Genomic DNA, 19271 nt, shown 5'->3' with positions numbered 1-19271 from the left:
TGGCATGCGCATCGCCACGTGGAATATTAACTCCGTTCGTACCCGCACACAGCGGGCGCTGGACCTTATCTCCAAGCACGACATCGATGTTTTGTGCCTGCAGGAAACTAAGGTGAAAGACGATAAGTTTCCACGCGAGGCCTTCGAGGACGCGGGCCTACATGTCACCTGCCACGGGCTCAATCAGTGGAACGGCGTGGCCATTGTGTCCAAGGAAGAGCCCGAGGAGGTCTTGGTCGGCTTTCCGGGCCAGCCGGGCTTTGCCAAGGATCCGGAAAAGCCGCAGGACCGTGAGGCCCGAGCACTCGGGGCTCACGTCCGTGGCGTAGAAATCTGGTCTCTCTACGTACCCAACGGCCGCGAGATCACGGATCGCCATTATGACTACAAACTGGACTTTCTCTATCACTTGGCGCGCTATGCGGAAAATCATGCGCAGTCCAAACTGCTTATGACCGGTGATTTCAATATTGCCCCGCGCGATGAAGACGTGTGGGATATTGAGGCATTCCGTGGCAAGACGCATGTCACCGAGCCAGAGCGCGCCGCGTTCCAGATGCTGGAAGAAGCAGGCCTCGAGGAGGTTACCCGCCGGTTCACGGAGGACCAGCGCTATACCTACTTCGATTACAAAGGCATGCGATTCCAGAAGAACGAAGGCATGCGCATTGACTTCCAGTTGGCTTCAGCCCCGCTTGCCAAGCATGTGACCGGCGCACAGGTAGACATGGTGGAGCGCGCCGGCGATAAAACCTCCGATCACTGTCCGCTTCTCGCAGATTACAATCTGCCCGATTTCAATTCCGTGCGTTAAATGTCTTGGTCTCTTGATCTCAGCTTCTGGCAGCTCGTATTCCTGATCCTTGATTACGGCATCAAGATCATTGCCGTTGGCTTCGTGCCCGAAGGCCGCCGACCTTCCAGTTCGACCGCGTGGCTGCTGGCAATTCTGGTGCTGCCGTTTATCGGCCTGCCGCTGTTTTTGCTCATGGGCTCGCCGTATATCAACCGGCGTCGCCACCGCATCCAGCAAGAAGCAAACGAGCAGATTGAAAACGTCACGGCCCGCACCCCGGATCATCCGCAGGGCCTCCTTTCAGCGGAAGTAGAGTCGGTTATTCGGCTTAACCGCGAGCTGACTGGGTTCCCAGCATTGGTGGGCCACAACCTGGGCCTGCACGCGGATTATGACGAGTCCATTCGCGCCATTGCCGCCGCTATTGACCGCGCCGAGAAGTACGTATCCATCGAGATCTACATCCAGTCCTGGGATGAGACCACAGACGTCTTCTTTGAGTCGCTGCGCAGGGCTACCGCCCGAGGTGTAAAGGTGCGCTTGCTCTTGGATCAGATCGGCAGCTTCAAGTACAAGGGCTACTTCAAGCTGGGCAAGCGGCTAACGGAGATAGGCGTCGACTGGCATCTCATGCTGCCCATCCAGCTGCACAAGGGCCGCTTCCGCCGCCCTGACCTGCGCAATCACCGCAAGCTGGTCATCATCGATGGCAAGGTGGGCTTTATTGGCTCGCTGAATATGATTAAGCGCCAGTACAAGACCAAGGACCGCTACTGGATTGACTACATGGTGGAGCTTTCCGGCCCGATTGTGACCTCCATGTCCGCAATCTTCGCCGTGGATTGGTACCTCGAGGCAGAAGAGAACCTGCCACTGGATGAGCTGCCATATGACGACGCCCAGACTGCCGACGCCAACCACCTCCAGATAATCCCTTCCGGCCCTGGTTACACCACGGAGCCCAACCTGCGCATGTTCAACTCCTTGGTACACCACGCCAAAGACCGGCTGGTGCTGTGCTCGCCCTACTTCGTCCCGGATGAATCCCTACTGGAGGCCGTGACCACCGCCTGCTACCGGGGCGTGGACGTGGAACTTTATGTATCGGCAAAGGCGGACCAGTTTATGGTCAACCACGCCCAATCCTCCTACTACCAGGCGCTGCTGGAGGCGGGCGTGCACATCTACCAATTCCCCTATCCCTTTGTGCTGCACTCCAAGTTCATCATCACCGACCCGGATGACCCCGGCCGCGACCCGCTGTGCATGTTCGGCTCCTCCAATATGGATCCGCGCTCGTTCGGCCTGAACTATGAATCCACCATGCTGGTGGCCAAGGGAGACCTCATTGACCAGTTCAACCAGCTCGTGGCCAATTACCGCGCCGTATGCCACGAGCTGACCCTTGAGGAGTGGAATGAGCGCGGCTTCATCCGCCGCTACGTGGATAATGTCATGCGCCTAACCTCCGCGCTGCAATAAAGCGGGCACCGGCTGCAGCAGCTGCAGCGGAAATAACTGCAGAGACAAAGAACCGCCCCGGTAGGCAGCGAATGAACTGCCGACCGGGGCGGTAAAGAGCTTAAGCGGTGAGATGCCTAAGCGTCGCGCTTTTGTAGCAAGAGGACACCGAGGCCCCACAGGATAACGGCCCAGGCAATAAATACCAGGCAGAATCCCCAGTTTTCCTTCCACGGAGCATCAACCGGTTCCATTTCCAGCAGCCACGACTGGAAAGACTTGAACGGCATGAAGTTCGCCAGCTTGCTGCCGACCTTGGGGATGGTGGCTACGAGATTGTCCACGCCAAGGAAGAGGATGAGGCCGATAGCCACGGCACCGGCCGTAGAGCGCAGCAGCAGTCCTAGGCCTTGTGCGAAGAGGACAAGGAGCGCGGCGGCTAGGGGGTACTTCCACAGCTGCTTTTGGCCCATCTCATCGTCCCAAGGGTGGAATTGCGCGGCTACCTCATCGTGGGCAAAAAGCTCGGTAAGCAGGTAAGCACCTGCCACGGCGATAAAGGTCAGCGCGGCCGCGATAACCGCGTACATGAGCAGCTTGACCAAGGCCACCGACCAACGGCGCGGGGTAGCCATAAACGTAATAGTCTGCGTGCCATAGCGGTACTCGGTGGTCACGATCATGATGGCTTGGATCATGAGCACGGGCAGGCCAAGGCCCAAAAGAACAGACACCGCGCCATCCGGGGTGATAACACCCATGCCCAACGCGGCATCCTCGGGGGTTTCTGCCGGTTGGGTAAGGCGAGCATTCAAGATAGCCCAGCCCCACACAAAGAAGAGGAAGATGAAGGTGGTCCACCAGAAGGAGCGGGTGGTGTGCAGCTTGGTCCATTCGGACTTCAAGGTATTCAGCATGGCGAATTAAACCTCCTGCTGGGTGGGTCGAGCGAACGGAGTGGCGGCGCCAGCGGTTCCGGGGGTGGGGGCACCGGTGGAGCCGTGGTACTGGACGGCGTCGCCAGTAAGCTCCATGAAGGCATCCTCCAAGGAGGCGCGCTTCAGACTGAGCTCATTGAGCGGCACCCCGGTGGAGTAGGCCAGCTGGCCCACAAAATCGGTGGTCTGGTTGGAAATCACCAGGCGGGGGCGACCTTCCTCGTCGGTGGACTCGGTAAAGGCGATTCCCTCTGCACGCAGCGCGGAGCCAAAGGCATCGAGGTGATCGGAGCGCACCAGCACGGAAGACTGCGAGTGGTCCTTCACAAAGTCATAGGTGGGCTGATCCGCCACCAAGCGGCCCTTACCAATGACCACGAGGTGATCGGCGGTCTGAGACATCTCCGAGAGCAGGTGGGAGGAAATCAAAATGGTGCGGCCTTCATCGGCTAGGGCGCGCACGAGCTGGCGGACCCAGCGAATTCCCTCCGGGTCAAGGCCGTTGACCGGCTCATCCAGGATGAGGATGCCCGGGTCACCGAGCAGCGCGCCGGCTAGGCCCAGGCGCTGGCCCATGCCGAGGGAGAAGCCGCCGACCTTCTTACCGGCGACGTCGGAAAGCCCTACCAGCCCCAAGACCTCGTCAACGCGGGAAGTAGAAATGCCGTTGGACTGCGCAATCCATTTCAGGTGGTTGGCGGCGCTGCGGTTGCGGTGCACCGCTTTGGCATCGAGCAAGGCGCCTACCTCACGCAGGGGATCCTTCAGCTCGTGGTAGTGCTTGCCGTTGATGCGCGCCCTGCCGGCCGTGGGCGTATCCAAGCCCAGGATCATGCGCATGGTGGTGGATTTGCCCGCGCCATTGGGGCCCAGGAACCCGGTGACCATACCGGGTTTTACCTGAAAGGTGAGATCATCAACGGCGCGGACAGACTTATATTGTTTAGTCAGTCCTTCTACTTCGATCATGGCACTAGCGTGCCATAAATCCGGCAACTTTACCTGTTCAATGTCTCCACACTCTCCCGCAGGGCGGGAAAGGCGTGACGGAAGGCGGCCAAAAGGGGGAGGCTTTCTACCTCCTCAAAAGGCACCCAGCGCAGCTCATAGGACTCTTCATTAGCTGTAGTAGGAAGCGGTGCGCCGGTGCGCGTGCGTGCTAGGACGGTGGTGTAGGTCCACTCCCCCGGCAGATCCCCCGCCGCGGGATAGGGCCCGGCCGTTACGCGCGCGTCGAGCACCTCTACGTCCTGGGGTGCAATCGCGCATTCTTCATGGGTTTCACGCAGAGCGGCCTGGGTGGGCGTCTCCGTAAAATCGCGGGCACCACCCGGAATCCCCCAGGTATCGCCGTGATTGGTCCACGCGGCGCGGTGCTGGAGGAGCACCTTGCGCCCGGCGACGAGGAACAGGCCGGCGGCACCAAATTTTCCCCAGACGCGAATGCCGCCGGGGCCTGCCGCCCAGCCGTCTCCACTGTGAGGGTTATGCATGCTGCCTATCCTAGCCACACACGCGGGTATATGGTGGCGCCCAGCACACTGCGGGCGCTATTCTAAGTGAATGACCGAGCAGGCAGTCCGGGCAGAAAGCGTGCACGATGAGCACGCTCACCCGAGCGATCACTGGCTCGATGAGGTTACCGCGCCCACCGGCCCGGCCTTCAGCGGGCTCAGTAGCCGCGCCATGGAATGGTTCGCGGGCCCGGCGCGCCTGCTGCGCCGCTTTTACTACTTCGCCTCCACCACCCCAGGCAAGCTTTTTACGGTCACGCTCATTCTCACCGTAGCCCTAGGTGCCGCCGGCTTATCGATGTCCCAATCTTCCGCCGCCCGCCACTCCGACTTGGACGAGCTACTGAGCACCACCGAGCCGATGTCGAACGCGGCGCACCACCTTTATAGTTCGCTCTCGGTGGCCGATACCGTGGCCACCACCGGCTTTGTGCAGGCCGGCGTGGAATCGGAGCGCAACCGCGATAGCTATAACGAGGCCATTGATGCGGCTTCCGTGGCAGCCACCGAATCCGTGCTGGGTACCACTAAAGAGGATGGTCGCGTCCGTGAGCTGGTGACCTTTATCCAACGCGAGCTTCCCGTTTATACCGCGATGGTGGAAAAGGCCCGCTCCAACCACCGGGCGGGCAATGCGGTGGCCAATTCCTATATGTCCAATGCCTCGGCGCTGATGCGCGAGCGTATCCTGCCGGCTGCCTCCGAACTGTTCCAGCTGACCACCGCCAAGGTGAATCAGCAGCAGCAAAAGCTCACTTCCCCGCAATGGGTGCCGCTCTCCGGCCTCTTGGCGGCGCTCTTCTTCCTAGCCGTGGCCCAATGGTGGCTGTGGCGCCAGACCCGCCGGCGTTTTAACCGCGGCTTCTTAACGGCCAGCGTGCTGCTTTTCTTGGCCATCTCCTGGGTGGCGCTATCCAACCTCGCCACCTGGTCCACCGGCCACCAGGGGTTTGAAACCGCCTCGCGCCCGTGGGATTCGCTGACGGCCTCGCGGATTGAGGCCCAGCAGGCGCGCACCTCCGAGACCCTGGCGCTGGTGCTGCGCTCCTCCGAGAAGGATACGATGGTGCGTTTTTCCAGCTCCATCAACTCCATCGAAGCGGCCCTGGAGGATTATGAGGAAGCGCTCAATGATGAGGACGTGGAAGTCACCGACCCAGAACTCATCCATAGTGCCCGGGCGGCCGCCGAGCAGTGGCGTGGCACTCACGACAAGCTCATGGGTGCGCTTAAGGAGGGCGACTATGACGAGGCCATCTACCAGGCCACGGCCACCGAGCCCAAGGATGGCGAGATGACCGCGGCGCGTTCCTATGATGAGCTCGACGCGGAGCTTTCGGATCTCATCGGCCAGGCGCGCATCGCCATGCGCAGCTACTTGGAGCGCGGCCTGACCGCCATGACTGCGGTGTCCTCGGCCGTGTTCCTGCTGACCTTGTGCGCCATTATTGCCGTGTGGCTGGGCATCCGTCCCCGATTGCAGGAGTACCTCTAATGCGCCGCACACGCCTTACCCTCGCCACGCTTGCCTGCGTCTGCGCCGCGCTTCCACTGAGCTCCTGCGACGTTCGCACCGCCCCTCCGCTGGAGGCGCCCGCCGAGCACGCCCTCGATTCCCGGCCAGGCCCGCCGCTGCCGGAAGGAGCGGAAATTGAAAAGGCCGGATCTACCGCAGCTCACCGCGCCTCTGATGAGGAAATCAAGGGCAGCTACCGCCCGGATGATAAGAAGGCAAAGGAGCGGGTGCCGGACATCGTCAAGCGCGGACGCCTCATCGTGGGCGTGGATCGTTCCAATAATTTGATGAGCTACCGCGATGCCGCCTCCGGCGACGTGCGCGGCTTCGAGGTGGATATCGCCCGCGAGATTGCCCGCGATATCTTTGGTGATCCTAATAAGGTGGACTTCCGCTTCGTGGAATCCTCCGACCGCGTCGATGCCCTCAATACCGGCGCGGTGGACATGATTGTGCGCACCATGACCATTAGCCCTGAGCGCGAGCGCGACGTGGCCTTTTCCATTCCCTATATGAGAACCCAAACCCGCATGCTGGTGCTCACCAATTCCGGCATTAGGTCCGTGAAAGACGCCGCCGGTAAGACCCTATGCGGCGTAGGCGCGTCCACCGCGCTGGATACCATCCGCGAGCACGCCCCCAAGTCCGATCTCTTGGTTACCCGTTCCTGGGGCGATTGCCTGATGGCCCTGCAGCTTAACCAGGCCGACGGCATCGTCGTCGATGATGCCTTGCTCTCCGGCATGGCCGCCCAAGACTCCTATACCTCCATCGTGGGCGAGCCGCTAGAGACCGAGAACTACGGCGTGGCCGTGCGCCGCCCCAGCAAGCAGCATGACACCCGCCCGCTGCTGCGCCAAGTAAATTCCACGCTCGAGCGCGTCCGCCGCGACGGCACGTGGTCCGCAATCTTTAAGGAGTGGCTCGGCGCCTACTTGGAAGAGCCCACCCTGCCGGCCGGCAAGTACATCGAGGAGGACGCTAAGCCATGAGCCATAACCCGAATTTTAGCGACGACGAGCTCGAGTACATCGAACCGGAGAACCTCGATACCCAGCGCGCCTTCCGCCAGCCCACCAATGCCTCCAATTCCGCGCAGGAGCCGGATGCGCTGGACGATGGCCCCGCCACCGCCGCCGTTCCTTTCAACCCCTTTGCGGACGAAGAGGAAGAGAGCACTGCGGCCGTGGCCTTTGACCCCTTCGCCGATGAGGAGTCCGGGGAGGAAACCGGCACCGCTGCTGTGGCTTTCGATCCGTTCGCGGACGACGATGAAGATGGCGATGGTTCCATCGACCCAGACCACATCTCCAGCCTTCTGGCGGATCTGGATAATATCCGCGCCCAACGCGAACAGCAGCGCGCCCAGAAGGCCCAAGAGGATTCCTCGCAACGCTCGCGCCGCCGCGCGCTCGATACCTTCCGTGAGCGTCGCGGCACCCACCGCACCGAGCGCCGCGTGGCCGATGGCATGGTGCGGCTGCCCTTTATCACCCCGTCCGAACCCACCGATGCCCTGATCGATCCGGCCGAGAAAACATCCGGCAAAAAGATCCCGCCGCCGCAGCTGCAGCCCGGTGACGTGGTGGCCGGCCAGTACGAAATCTTGGGCGTTATCGCCCATGGCGGCATGGGATGGATTTACCTGGCCAATGACCACTTTGTCTCGGGAAGAGTGGTGGTTCTCAAAGGTATGCAGGCCCAAAAATCGGCCGACGAAACCGCCGCTGCGGTGGCCGAACGCGAGTTTCTCGCGGATATTACCCACCCCGGTATCGTCAAGATTTTCAACTTTATCGATGACGAGCGAGTACCCGGTGGCTTTATTGTCATGGAGTACGTTGGCGGGCCGTCGCTAAGAAACAGGCGCAAAAAGCAACCCGATAAGCTCCTGCCGGTTGATATCGCCATCGCCTATATCTTAGAAATCCTGCCTGCGCTGGAATACCTGCATTCGCGCGGGGTGGTCTACAACGACCTTAAACCCGATAACATCATCGTCACCGAGGACCAGGTCAAGCTCATTGATTTGGGAGCGGTTTCCGGAATCGGCGCCTTTGGCTATATTTACGGCACCAAGGGTTACCAGGCCCCAGAGGTAGCCACCGAAGGGCCCTCCATCGCCAGCGATATCTACACCATCGGCCGTACCCTGGCTGCGCTCTGCCTCAAGCTGCCTACTGAAGACGGCGTCTATCTGCCGGGCATTCCTACCCCCACCGAGGAGCCGGAGCTGCGCCGCTTCCTCTCGCTGTACCGCCTGTTACAGCGCGCCACCGACCCGGACCCAAAGCGCCGTTTTACCTCCATCAAAGAGCTGCGCACCCAGCTCTACGGCGTTCTGCGCGAGGTCATTGCCATCCGCGACGGCCTCCAATATCCGTCCCAGCACTCGCTCTTTTCGCCGCAACGTACCACTTTTGGCACCAAACACCTGGTCTTTCGCACCGACCAGCTTATCGACGGCATCGATCGCACCGTCCAAATCACCGCCCCCGAGGTTGTCTCCGCGCTGCCCACCCCGCTGCTGGACCGCGACGATGTGGGCGCCGGCCTCCTCCAGGGTGCTTCCTATGCCGAGCCACAGGAAGCCCTGGAGACCCTCCGCCAGGCCATGCAGACCCCCGAGTATGAACACTCCGCCGAAATCCCGCTGGGCGTGGTCCGCTCCATGATTGACCTGGGCTATACCGGCCAGGCCCGCCAGTGGCTAAGCTCCATCGAAGACCGCCTTGGCCAAGACTGGCGCTTCCAGTGGTACGCCGGAATTACCGAGCTGCTTCACGACGACTACCGCGACGCCCAGAAATACTTCTCCACCGTCCTCGACCTCCTGCCGGGCGAGGCGGCCCCCAAGCTCGCCATCGCCGCCATCAACGAGCTCATCCTGCAACAGCTCGATTACAGCGATACCTCTCTCATTGACCCCACCGTGGCCCGTGCTTGCTCCAATATGCACTCCACCCTGGCTGATCTCCCCAACTCCGCCTTTGAGGGCCAACCCGAAATTTGGAACCACGTCACGGAGGACCCGGCCGCGCTGCGTTTTAACTCCATGCGCCTCTACGGGATCGTGTGGTCTACCAACCCCACCACCGTCTCCTCCTCCTTTGGCCTCGCCCGCCAGCTGCGCTCCGAGGGCCAGGTGGAGGTAGCCGTCGTGGTCCTCGACAAGGTTCCCAATGCGTCGCGCCACTACCGCATGGCCCGCTTGACGACGATCCTCCAGCTCATCGTCCAGGACCTTTCCGAATCCCGCATTCGCCGCGCTGCCCGACGCCTCGAAGAGGTCCCCACCAACGAGCCGCGCTTCCTCCAGATCAAGATCGCCGTCATTTCCGCTGGCCTGAATTTCCTGCGCAACGCTGATCTATCGCGCGCCGCCTCCCCCAACGACCTCTTCGAATACGCCTTTACCCAGCGTGGCCTGCGCACCGGCTTGTCCGAGACCCTCCGTGCCCTCGCCCGCCAAGCGCCGTTTAGCCGCCACCGCTACGCGCTCGTTGACCTTGCCAACCAGGTCCGCCCGGTCACCACCTTCTAATCGCTACACAGGCTCGTACAGCCGCCCCACTAATATAGCTCCAGGTCCTCCGATAAGGCTGTTAATTCAGCTACGGCACGGCGCTGACGGACATCTCTTTCATTCTTGTATTTCTGCAGATCCGCAAGACTCACGCGCCGATGGGAACCAACCTTGTAGCCGGGAAGGCTCCCTTCATCAATGAGCTTTACAACGTGTGGCCGCGAAACATTGAGAAAGTCTGCTGCCTGTTGCGTGGTGAATTCGGATTCCTCGGGCACTACGCGGACCGATTTCCCTGCCGCTTCAATGACGAGAACTTTCTGCAGGGTTTCAGCGATTTCTCGCGGAATTGCGATTATTTGCTCGGTTCCTTGCACGAATATATCCACTGGTGCCGGTGAATCTTTTGCCTCCAACACAGAATTGAGCCTTAGTAAAGCCTCTTCCGCTGGGCTGGTATCCCGAGTTGCCCCGCCATTTTGTAAGTCCTTCATACCCTCACCTTACAAAATAACCGAAATAAACGAAACATTTGCTGTACTAGGTTCAGAGACAAAAACGAGGCGTGCGATCCCTTGCGGACCGCACGCCCCTTATTCATATTCCAGCCGCTAGCTAGACGTGAGAATCTTTACTTGTACATGCCAGCCTCACGCGCCATAGCGGCGATTTCGGCAGACTTCTGGGCGATCGCCAGCTCCTCGTTGGTCGGCACAACGAAGACCTTGACCGGGGAATCCTCGGTGGAGATCATGCGCGGCTGGTCGGAGCGGACCAGGTTGCGCTCCTTATCAAAGTGGATGCCGTACATATCCAGGTTGTAGAGGGAATCCTGGCGCACCTCGGTATCGTTTTCACCCACACCGGCGGTAAAGGTGATGGCGTCAACGCGGCCCAGGGAAATCATGTAGGAACCGATGAAGCGGCGCAGCTGGTGAATGTAGATATTGTAGGCCAGCCACGCGTCCTGGTCTTCGTTGTCGATGCGCTCGCGCAGCGTACGGAAGTCGTTGACACCGGAGATGCCCTTGACACCGGACTGCTTATTGAGCAGGGTGTCAATCTCGTCCACACTCATGCCCGCCTCGCGGACGAGGTGGAAGATGATGCCCGGGTCAATGTCACCGGAACGGGTGCCCATAGCCAGACCGGCCAACGGGGTCAGGCCCATCGAGGTATCGATGGCGCGGCCATTGCGGATGGCCGCAGCAGAAGCACCGTTGCCCAGGTGAAGAGTGATCTGGTGGGTGTGCATTGGGTCGCGACCCAAAAGGGCCGGCACCTGCTGGGAGACGAACTCGTGAGAGGTGCCGTGGAAGCCGTAGCGGCGGATATCGTACTTGGATGCCACCTCATTGTTGATGGCATATAGCGCAGCTGCCGGCGGCAGGGTGTTGAAGAACGCGGTATCGAAGACGGCAACGTGCGGAATATCCGGCAGCATCTTGCGGGCCACGCGGATGCCGTCCAGGTTGGCCGGGTTGTGCAGCGGAGCCAGCGGGATGAGGTCTTCAATCATGGACTCAATCTGGTCCACGATGAGCTGTGGCTCGGAGAAGAGGCGGCCGCCGTGAACAACACGGTGACCAACGGCGATAACATCCACGTCGGTCGGGCCAACGTTGTGCTCGCTCATGATGGCAAAAGCGCGCTCAAGGCCGAAGGAGTGAGTAGGGATTTCCAGCTCTTCCTTGTACTTCTCGCCACCGGTCTTGACGGTGACGGCGCCGAGGGGCTCGCCAACCTGCTCGACCAGGCCAGAGACCAGCGGGGTATCCGTGGCGCTGGACTCGGGATCGACCAGCTGGAATTTAACGGAGGAAGAACCTGAGTTAAGGACCAGAACGTATGACATTTATTTCTCTCCAGCCTGAATAGCGGTGATTGCAACGGTGTTGATGATGTCCGGAACGGTCGCGCCACGCGACAGATCGTTAACCGGCTTGTTCAGGCCCTGCAGGATCGGGCCCACGGCGAGCGCACCGCCGGTGCGCTGTGCCGTCTTGTAGCCAATATTGCCGGCCTCAAGATCCGGGAAGACGAAGACGTTTGCCTGACCGGCAACCTCAGAATTCGGCATCTTCTTAGCCGCAACGCCTGGATCGCAGGCGGCATCGAACTGCAGCGGACCATCCACCTTGACGGAGGAATCCAGCTTCTTGGCGGCCTCCACGGCGGCCACTGCACGGTCAACGTCCGGGCCGGAACCGGAGGTGCCGGAGGAGTAGGACAGCATGGCCACACGCGGGTCGATGCCGAACTGGGAGGCGGTCTGTGCGGAGACAATGGCGATCTCGCCCAGCTGCTCGGCGGTGGGGTTCGGGTTGACGGCGCAGTCACCGAAGGCCCACAGGCGGCCGCGCATGACCATCAGGAAGATGGAGGAGACCACGGAAGCGTTCGGCTTGGTCTTGATGATCTGGAAGGAAGGCTTAATGGTGTGCGCGGTGGTGTGAGCAGCGCCGGAGACCATGCCATCGGCCAAGCCCTTGTGCACCATCATGGTGGCGAAGTAGGAGATGTCCTGCATCGTCTCGCGAGCCTGCTCGAGGGTAACGCCCTTCTTCTTGCGCAGCTCAGCAAAATCAGCGGCGAATTCCTCTGCCAGTGGGGACTCGAGGTGATTGATGATATCGGCGCCAGCCAAGTCGAGCTTGAGCTCAGCGGCGCGGGCCTTGATATCGGCCTCGTTGCCCAGGATGGTCAGCTTGGCAACCTTATCGCGCAGCACCACGTGGGCAGCCTCGAGGATGCGGTCATCGTCGCCCTCTGGCAGGACGATGTGGGAACCGGCGGCGCGGGCCTGGTCGATGAGCTGCTTCTGGAAGAGGTCTGCGGACATGACCGGGGAGACGTCGCCAAGCGCGGCAAGTGCGCCCGGGACCGCTTCCAGGTCGGTGAAGATGCCGGCTACGGTGGCACCCAGGGATTCCGCATTGTGCTGGGCAAGCTCGCCGGTGCGCTGTGGGGCGCCGGAAATGATGGCCAGCGGCAGGCCAAGGGCAGCAGCCGCCTCGGCATCGAAGGCGATATCACCGGTACCCTGCGCCACGATGTTCTCGGCGGCAGGCGCGTTAGCCAGGACGGCGCTGACGGTAGCATCGAAGTCTTCGAGGCGGATGAACTCCGCGCCCAGTTCTTGTGCCAGGGCCGGCACGTCGAGGCCATCGAAGCCCCGGCCAATAGCGCTAATAACTGCGGAATGGGATGCAGACATGCAAATTACCTTTCATTCACGGTCACTTGAACACAATTAACGCGCGTCATAACTTCATGTCATACGTCACAGTTATTAACACGCGGTGACTATTCCACTGTACGCGATTTACCCCCTCCTATGCCCTATCGTAACCTCCCTAAACTGGGGTTAGTAATGCTGTGGTTTTTATCGCATAGTGACCGCGTAGAATATGCAGCAAAACGAAAGAAAGGACACCCTAAGCACATGACTACCCCAGTGCGCGTCGCCGTGGTCGGCTCCGGCCCGGCAGGCATTTACGCCTCTGACCTTCTAGTGAAATCCGACCTCGATGTGCAGATCGATCTTTTTGAAAAGATGCCGACGCCGTTCGGTTTGATCCGCTACGGTGTGGCACCGGATCACCCGCGTATCAAGGGCATCGTGCAGTCCCTGCACAACGTTATGGAGAAGGAAGAGATCCGCTTCCTGGGCAACATCGAGGTGGGCAAGGACATCACCGTCGAGGAGATGCGCGAGTATTATGACGCCATCATCTTCGCCACCGGTGCTACCGCCGATAAGCGCATGGGTATCCCGGGCGAGGACCTCAAGGGCAACCATGGCGCCGGCGAATTCGTGGGCTTTTATGACGGCAACCCCAACTTCGAGCGCGATTGGGATCTCTCGGCAGAATCCGTTGCCGTCGTCGGCGTGGGCAATGTTTCCCTCGACGTCTCCCGCATCTTGGCCAAGACCGCAGATGAGCTGCTGGTTACTGAGATCCCGGATAACGTGTACGCAGCGCTGAAGAAGAACCGCGCCAAGGAGGTCCACGTCTTTGGCCGCCGCGGCCCGGCGCAGGCTAAGTACACGCCAAAGGAGCTTAAGGAGCTGGACGAGTCCCCGACCATCGAGGTCATCGTCAACCCTGAGGACATCGAGTATGACGAGGCTTCTGTAGAGGCCCGCCGCGCCGCCAAGTCCACTGACCTGGTGTGCCAGACCCTAGAGTCTTACGCCATGCGCGAGCCGGGCGATGCCCCGCACAAGCTTTATATCCACTTCTTCGAGTCCCCGGTAGAGGTACTGGGCGAGGACGGCCACGTCACCGCCATTAAGACCGAGCGCACCGAGCTCAACGGCGATGGCACTGTAACCGGTACTGGCAAATTCACCGAGTGGCCGGTGCAGGCGGTCTACCGCGCAGTGGGCTACCACCCGCAGTCCGTCGACGGCGTACCTTTCGACGAAACCCAGGCCACCATGCCCAACGACGGCGGCCACGTGCTGGCCAATGTCGATGGCGAAAAGATCCCCGGCCTCTACACCACCGGCTGGATTAAGCGCGGCCCAGTAGGTCTCATCGGCAATACCAAGTCCGATGCCAAGGACACCACCACCATGCTCATCGCCGATTACAAGGCCGGCGACTTGGAGCCGGCCACCAAGCGCGATCCGCAGGATATCCTGGACTTCCTGGCCTCCCGCGATATCGCCGTGACCACCTGGGAAGGCTGGCATCGCCTGGATGCCGCTGAGCGTGCCGCCGGCGAGGCCCACGGCCGCGAGCGCATCAAGATCGTCGAGTGGGACGAGATGGTCAAGCACGCCGGACCGCAGGCCTAAACCGTGCCGCATATCATTTCCGCCGCGCCCCTAGGGCAACTGGCGGCCTTGGACGTCCACCAGCTCTACAAGCTGCGGGTGGACGTCTTTGTGCACGAGCAGCGCTGCCCGTACGCCGAGATTGACGCCACCGACGCCGACCCCCAGACCGTGCACCTGCTGGCCTGGGATGCGGATTCCCATGACCTGCTTGGCACGGCCCGCGTCTTTCCGGCCGCGCCCACTGACGCCGCGCTTTCCGACGCCGCCGGCGTCCAAATCGGCCGCTTCGCGCTCGCGCCCGCCGCGCGTGGCACGGGCCTCGGCCACGAACTGTTCCAGGCGGCCGTCGACCTAGGCGAGCGCATGCACCCAGGCAAGCCGCTCTATCTGGAGGCGCAGGCCGGCCTCGTGGACTACTACGCCTCCTTCGGCTTCACGCCGATTGGCGAGCCATTTGATGATGAGGGAGTCCCCCACCAGCCGATGCTGCGCCCCGCTTCTTAGTCGGCGTCGTCCACGCCGGAGGCGAGCTTCGGGTCGAGCTCCACGCCGCCCTCGTACTCCACAACTTCGATATCGGGAACGTTCTCGGCCTCTGGATCGATGCCGCGCGCACCGCCCTGGGCCAAAAGGCCCGGCGTGGAGGTCACCTCGATCTTGTGCGCGGCTAGTGCTGCGCGGTCGCGCGCCTCCTCCGCGCTTTCCGCGGTGGCAGACACCAAGCCCATGCGACGGCCCTTGTAGGCCCCGGGCTTGCCAAAGAGCTTGACGTCCGTCTCGGCGTAGTTGAGGGCCGCGGCGATGCCGGTATAGGCCACCTCATTCAGCTCCTCATCCGCGTGGATCACCACGCTGGCGCCAGGGGTGACCAGGGTGGCGTCGATGGGGTAGCCCAAAATCGCGCGCGCATGCAGGTCAAAGGCGGAAAAACGCTGCGTATAGCAGGTCAGCATCGCCGTATCCGAGGGCCGCGGGGACACGGAGGAAAAGTACACGTCATCGCCCGCGACAAAGAGCTCCACGCAGTACACGCCGCGCCCGCCCAACTCATTAGAGATGCGCGCGGCCACCGAACGCGCGTTTTCCAGCGCGATCTCGCTCATGCCGGTAGGCTGCCACTCCTCCACGAGGTCGCCGCGCTCATGGCGGTGGCCGATAGGCTCGCTAAACCACGTGGCCAACTTGCCCGTGGCCGGATCGATGGAACGGATGGCCAGCAGGGTGACCTCGAGGTCAAAGTCCACGAAGCGCTCGGCCACGACGCGCTGCGAATCCGAGGAGACGCGCCGCACGGTCTCCCACGCGGTGCGCACATCCTCCTCGTCGCGAGCAATCATGTGGCCCTTGCCGGAGGTGGACACATCCGGCTTAATAATGCACGGAAAGCCCAGCTCCCCCACCGCTTCTTCCAGCTCCTCCACGGAGCTAGCAAAGCGATACGCGGAAACCGGCAGCCCAATATTCTCCGCCACCTCGCGCACGCACTGGCGGTCCTGCGTCATGGCGCAGGCGCGGGCGGAGGGGACCACGACGGCGTCGCTATGCGCCTCCATCTCCTCCAGCGCTTCTACCGCAACGGTTTCTACCTCCGGAACCACAAAATGCGGATGAATCTCTTGGGCCAACTGCAGGATGCGCCCGGTGTCCTTGATATCGGCGACGTAGCTATACTGCGCCACCTGGTGCGCCGGCGCGCCCGCATACGAGTCCACCGCGTGGACCTCCAAGCCCAAGTTTTGGAAGGACATGGCCAGCTGCTTGCCCAGCTCGCCCGAGCCCAGCAGCAATACCTTGGTGGCATTGCTGGTCAGCGGCGTGCCAATATGACCGGCGATCTCGCCTGGATTATCCATGAAAATGCTCCTTCTAAGCCGCAGGCAGCGGCGTTTACTGCCTTAAATTATTTCATATTTAGGCCCCAACCCCACCACCTACATGCCAGGTGAGCCGGATAGGCGAAGGCGCCCTGTGGGCAATTCCGCAGGGCGCCGTAGGAGTTTCAGCCTAGGCTGCAGGTGCCTCAGCCGGTGCCTCCTCTGCCGGCTGCTCGGCGGGCTGCTCTGGCTCGCCTACCGGCTCCGCCACGGTAATGATGTTGTCCTCATAACCCAGCGCGCCACCAACGAACTGGCCGCCACAGGTAATGAGAACCAGGCGGTTCTCGCCTTCCTTATCGTTGACCACGTCCGGGAATCCGGAGCCCTTTGGCAGGCGGTACGGCGCCTCGGTCACGCGGAAGGTGCGCTCCTGGCCGTCGATGACCACAGTGAATTCCTGGTCCTTCTTCAGCTTGGTGAACTTCTCCGCATAACCGGTTCCCTGGCCCTGGTAGTTAATGTGGCCGGTAATCACACTCGAGCCCACATTGCCCGGCTCACCCGGTACAGCGGAGGCGGAGTACCAGCCCACGCGGGTGACGTCGTGTGGCGGAAGCAGCACGCCCTGGTCCGTGACCTGTACGGGGTCTACAGCCGCATATTCGCCATCGATACCCACGGACATGCCCTCAAAGCCCTTGAACTCACCAGGCGCGGCCTCATACTCGTGCTCCTGCTGGCCCGAATCATCCACGAAGGCATCGGACTTCGGCCCGGATTCCTCCGAGGCGCTCTCGCTGGCTACCGTCTCCGGCGCCGAACCATCCTCATCCTCATCATCGCGCGCCAGGTACAGCACTACCTGCAACAAGACCAATGCCACCACAACGATGGCCGCGATAATAGCGATCAGCTTGCCACGGCCCATGCCCTGCTTGCCGACGCCCCCTTCTTCCCTACTCGCCGGATGCTGCGACATTCCATTGTCTTCCGGCTGCTGTGGTTGCGCGTGCTTTCCCATAGCTAGCTTCCTCTACTTCCTCGATTTGTCTACCTTGTGCAGGTTATATGCAAATCCCCTCCAGCGTGTGCAGTCACACCCTGGAGGGGATTTTTGGTGTTTAAGTCTCAACCCCGGTGGGGCGACCCGCGGGCCGCCTCACCGATGCTTATGGACTACTTGATGTAATCCTGCATACCCGGCTCAAGCTCGGTTGCGCCGGACGGAACGGACTTAATCTCAACGCGGTCGGCGTTGGATGGCAGTGCGTTGCCAGTCTCTTCAGGTTCCTGACCCTGGACCTCGACGCCACGGCCGTGTCCATTATCAGAGTTGCCGCCCTGAGGAGCATCCTGACCCTTGTCCTCGTGACCATTGTCAGAGTTGCCGCCCTTAAGAGCATCCTGACCCTGGACCTCGTGACCATTGCCACCATCGTGGTTACCGGTGTTGTCACCGTGGCCACCGTTGTGGTTGCCATGATCCTTGTGGTCGAAGTGATCCTTGATGATCTTGCCCAAGCCGATGCCCGGAATCAGGATGAGCCACCACTTGCTGTCCTTGGAGGAACCATGGGAAGAACCGTCAGAGGAACCATCCGAAGAACCGCCTGGGGTGTCCTGATCGTGAACCTCGTGCGAGGTTACGGTCTGATCCTTGTCGTTGATGTCCTTGTGCTCAGCGATGTGGTTCGGGTTCTCCGGAGTGGTATCCGGAGTGTCCTCACCCTTGTCATTGACCTCAGTAGAGGTGAGCTCCTCAAAGGCAACCGCAGCCTGGACAGGCTCCTTCACATCATCGTTCACGGTGATGGTGACAGGCTCCATGCCGTTGGACTCCTTCGGAGTGAAGGTAACTTCACCCTTGCCCAGAACAGACTTGCCGTCCTTCTTGTTAATGAGCTCAGCCTTCAGGGTGTATTCCTTACCCGGAACCAGACCCTCATAGGTGACCTTGTCAACAATCTTGGCACCAGCAACAACCTCATGAGAACCATCCTCAAAGTCAGCATTCGTGCTGATCTTCGGGGACTTCTTCGGGACAGTCTGATCCTTGTCGTTGATGTCCTTGTGCTCACCAACCGGGTTCGGGTTGTCCTCATCGGTCGGGTTGTCCTCACCGTGCTTATCCACCTGGGTGGAGGTCAGCGTCTCGAAGGCAACCGCAGCCTCAACCGGCTCGGTCACGCTGTCATCAACAACGATGGTGACAGCCTCAGTACCGTTAGCCTCATCCGGGGTGAACTTGTGGCCCTTAGTCTCACCAAGAACGGTCTTGCCGTCCTCCTTGGAAATCAGCTGGGCATCCAGAATGTATTCCTTACCCGGAACCAGACCCTCATAGGTGACCTTGTCAACAATCTTGGCACCAGCAACAACCTCACGCAGGCCGCCCTCGAAGTCCGCGTTGGTGGAAACCTTCGGGGTGTCCTTCTCGTCGTCACCAGGGGTACCCGGCTCGTTAGGCTCGGTCGATTCAGAAGGCTCGGTCGGCTTATCCGGGGTCGTCGACTCGCCGTCCGAAGGCTTGTCAGACTCAGAGGTCTCGGAAGCCTCAGAAGACGTGGTCTCTACAGACTCGGACTCAGAAGGCTCACTGGACTCAGACTCAGACGGTTCCTCAGACTCGGAAGGCTTCTCACTCTCAGAGTCACCCGGCTCCTCAGACTCGGAAGGCTTCTCACTCTCAGAGTCACCCGGCTCCTCAGACTCGCTGGTCTCGCTAGTCGTCGAGGTAGAGGAATCCTCAGAGGAAGAAGGCGTAGAGGTTTCACCCTCGCCACCGTGACCAGGCTTATCCGGCACGACGTCAGTCGTAGTCGTAGACGGAGTCGTGGACTCAGAAGGCCTATCCTCCTTGGAGTTAACGGTCTGCTTGCCGTCGTTGAGATCCTTGTGCTCCGCAATCTTATTA

General features: G+C 61.0%; 16 protein-coding genes. 7 read left to right on the top strand and 9 right to left on the bottom strand.

The annotated features are described in order from the left end of the window. The first annotated feature begins 4 nt into the window (after positions 1–4). Together QKD99_RS02215 and cls are read left to right on the top strand one after the other, a co-directional pair. Positions 5–814: an exodeoxyribonuclease III gene (locus QKD99_RS02215; protein WP_347950596.1), complete on the top strand. Its 810-nt coding sequence runs from the start codon at positions 5–7 to the stop codon at positions 812–814. Beyond that, complete coding sequence (cls, locus tag QKD99_RS02210) at positions 815–2278, top strand: cardiolipin synthase (protein WP_347950595.1); 1464 nt, start codon at positions 815–817, stop codon at positions 2276–2278. It abuts the gene before it with no gap. 116 nt (positions 2279–2394) lie between these two features. Here cls and QKD99_RS02205 read toward each other — a convergent pair whose 3' ends face one another. From QKD99_RS02205 to QKD99_RS02195, 3 genes are read right to left on the bottom strand one after another with little or no spacing between them, the layout of a single operon-like run. After that, positions 2395–3174, bottom strand: coding sequence for an ABC transporter permease subunit (locus QKD99_RS02205; RefSeq protein ID WP_347950594.1), 780 nt, complete (start codon positions 3172–3174; stop codon positions 2395–2397). A gap of 6 nt (positions 3175–3180) precedes the next feature. Next, the gene (locus QKD99_RS02200) at positions 3181–4164 is read right to left on the bottom strand and encodes an ABC transporter ATP-binding protein (RefSeq protein WP_347950593.1); all 984 of its coding nucleotides are present in this window, start codon (positions 4162–4164) and stop codon (positions 3181–3183) included. Between the two features lie 29 nt (positions 4165–4193). Further along, positions 4194–4688 (bottom strand): NUDIX hydrolase, encoded by a 495-nt coding sequence (locus tag QKD99_RS02195; RefSeq protein WP_347950592.1) that lies wholly within the window; start codon positions 4686–4688, stop codon positions 4194–4196. 70 nt (positions 4689–4758) lie between these two features. Between QKD99_RS02195 and QKD99_RS02190 the strand changes: the two genes are divergently transcribed. Genes QKD99_RS02190 through QKD99_RS02180 form a run of 3 tightly spaced genes read left to right on the top strand, consistent with a single transcriptional unit; the run spans position 4759 to position 9769 of the window. Beyond that, positions 4759–6204: a hypothetical protein gene (locus QKD99_RS02190; protein ID WP_347950591.1), complete on the top strand. Its 1446-nt coding sequence runs from the start codon at positions 4759–4761 to the stop codon at positions 6202–6204. Next, positions 6204–7217: a glutamate ABC transporter substrate-binding protein gene (locus tag QKD99_RS02185; protein ID WP_347950590.1), complete on the top strand. Its 1014-nt coding sequence runs from the start codon at positions 6204–6206 to the stop codon at positions 7215–7217. The genes QKD99_RS02190 and QKD99_RS02185 overlap by 1 nt, the downstream gene beginning before the upstream one ends. Then, positions 7214–9769, top strand: coding sequence for a tetratricopeptide repeat protein (locus tag QKD99_RS02180; RefSeq protein WP_347950589.1), 2556 nt, complete (start codon positions 7214–7216; stop codon positions 9767–9769). The genes QKD99_RS02185 and QKD99_RS02180 overlap by 4 nt, the downstream gene beginning before the upstream one ends. 29 nt (positions 9770–9798) lie before the next feature. Here the strand turns inward: QKD99_RS02180 and QKD99_RS02175 are convergent, their stop codons facing one another. The 3 genes from QKD99_RS02175 to pta form a co-directional block, all read right to left on the bottom strand. After that, the gene (locus QKD99_RS02175; protein ID WP_049377940.1) at positions 9799–10245 is read right to left on the bottom strand and encodes a helix-turn-helix domain-containing protein; all 447 of its coding nucleotides are present in this window, start codon (positions 10243–10245) and stop codon (positions 9799–9801) included. Positions 10246–10382: 137 nt separating this feature from the next. Next, complete coding sequence (locus tag QKD99_RS02170; RefSeq protein ID WP_239273389.1) at positions 10383–11606, bottom strand: acetate kinase; 1224 nt, start codon at positions 11604–11606, stop codon at positions 10383–10385. After that, positions 11607–12968, bottom strand: a complete 1362-nt coding sequence (gene pta / locus QKD99_RS02165; RefSeq protein WP_347950588.1) for a phosphate acetyltransferase — start codon at positions 12966–12968, stop codon at positions 11607–11609. Positions 12969–13196: 228 nt separating this feature from the next. On the opposite strand from pta, the gene QKD99_RS02160 reads away from it, so the two are divergent. Both QKD99_RS02160 and QKD99_RS02155 read left to right on the top strand, forming a co-directional pair. After that, a complete protein-coding gene (locus tag QKD99_RS02160) occupies positions 13197–14558 on the top strand; it encodes an FAD-dependent oxidoreductase (RefSeq protein ID WP_347950587.1) in 1362 nt (453 codons plus the stop codon). Between the two features lie 3 nt (positions 14559–14561). Then, entirely contained in the window at positions 14562–15044 is a 483-nt protein-coding gene (locus QKD99_RS02155) for a GNAT family N-acetyltransferase (protein WP_347950586.1), read from the top strand. On the opposite strand, the gene purT is transcribed toward QKD99_RS02155, so the two are convergent. The 3 genes from purT to QKD99_RS02140 form a co-directional block, all read right to left on the bottom strand. Beyond that, positions 15041–16393: a formate-dependent phosphoribosylglycinamide formyltransferase gene (gene purT, locus QKD99_RS02150; RefSeq protein ID WP_347950585.1), complete on the bottom strand. Its 1353-nt coding sequence runs from the start codon at positions 16391–16393 to the stop codon at positions 15041–15043. The genes QKD99_RS02155 and purT overlap by 4 nt on opposite strands. A 151-nt stretch (positions 16394–16544) precedes the next feature. Beyond that, on the bottom strand, positions 16545–17378 hold the full coding sequence (locus tag QKD99_RS02145; protein ID WP_297845386.1) for a class F sortase: 834 nt from the start codon (positions 17376–17378) through the stop codon (positions 16545–16547). A gap of 155 nt (positions 17379–17533) precedes the next feature. Beyond that, positions 17534–19271 (bottom strand): VaFE repeat-containing surface-anchored protein (locus QKD99_RS02140; RefSeq protein WP_347950584.1); only part of this gene is annotated, 1738 nt, incomplete at its 5' end.

Source organism: Corynebacterium sp. c3Ub_189 (assembly GCF_039907195.1).
Classification (GTDB): domain Bacteria; phylum Actinomycetota; class Actinomycetes; order Mycobacteriales; family Mycobacteriaceae; genus Corynebacterium.
The sequence above is the reverse complement of the archived record's forward strand: the minus strand, read 5'-3'. Positions and strand labels throughout refer to the sequence as shown.

What these genes read in the sequence shown, in the direction of transcription:
- QKD99_RS02215 (WP_347950596.1), top strand. Translation starts at nt 5, where the DNA reads ATGCGCATCGCCACGTGGAATATTAACTCCGTTCGTACCCGCACACAG.
- cls (WP_347950595.1), top strand. Translation starts at nt 815, where the DNA reads ATGTCTTGGTCTCTTGATCTCAGCTTCTGGCAGCTCGTATTCCTGATC.
- QKD99_RS02205 (WP_347950594.1), bottom strand. Translation starts at nt 3,174, where the DNA reads ATGCTGAATACCTTGAAGTCCGAATGGACCAAGCTGCACACCACCCGC.
- QKD99_RS02200 (WP_347950593.1), bottom strand. Translation starts at nt 4,164, where the DNA reads ATGATCGAAGTAGAAGGACTGACTAAACAATATAAGTCTGTCCGCGCC.
- QKD99_RS02195 (WP_347950592.1), bottom strand. Translation starts at nt 4,688, where the DNA reads ATGCATAACCCTCACAGTGGAGACGGCTGGGCGGCAGGCCCCGGCGGC.
- QKD99_RS02190 (WP_347950591.1), top strand. Translation starts at nt 4,759, where the DNA reads ATGACCGAGCAGGCAGTCCGGGCAGAAAGCGTGCACGATGAGCACGCT.
- QKD99_RS02185 (WP_347950590.1), top strand. Translation starts at nt 6,204, where the DNA reads ATGCGCCGCACACGCCTTACCCTCGCCACGCTTGCCTGCGTCTGCGCC.
- QKD99_RS02180 (WP_347950589.1), top strand. Translation starts at nt 7,214, where the DNA reads ATGAGCCATAACCCGAATTTTAGCGACGACGAGCTCGAGTACATCGAA.
- QKD99_RS02175 (WP_049377940.1), bottom strand. Translation starts at nt 10,245, where the DNA reads ATGAAGGACTTACAAAATGGCGGGGCAACTCGGGATACCAGCCCAGCG.
- QKD99_RS02170 (WP_239273389.1), bottom strand. Translation starts at nt 11,606, where the DNA reads ATGTCATACGTTCTGGTCCTTAACTCAGGTTCTTCCTCCGTTAAATTC.
- pta (WP_347950588.1), bottom strand. Translation starts at nt 12,968, where the DNA reads ATGTCTGCATCCCATTCCGCAGTTATTAGCGCTATTGGCCGGGGCTTC.
- QKD99_RS02160 (WP_347950587.1), top strand. Translation starts at nt 13,197, where the DNA reads ATGACTACCCCAGTGCGCGTCGCCGTGGTCGGCTCCGGCCCGGCAGGC.
- purT (WP_347950585.1), bottom strand. Translation starts at nt 16,393, where the DNA reads ATGGATAATCCAGGCGAGATCGCCGGTCATATTGGCACGCCGCTGACC.
- QKD99_RS02145 (WP_297845386.1), bottom strand. Translation starts at nt 17,378, where the DNA reads ATGGGAAAGCACGCGCAACCACAGCAGCCGGAAGACAATGGAATGTCG.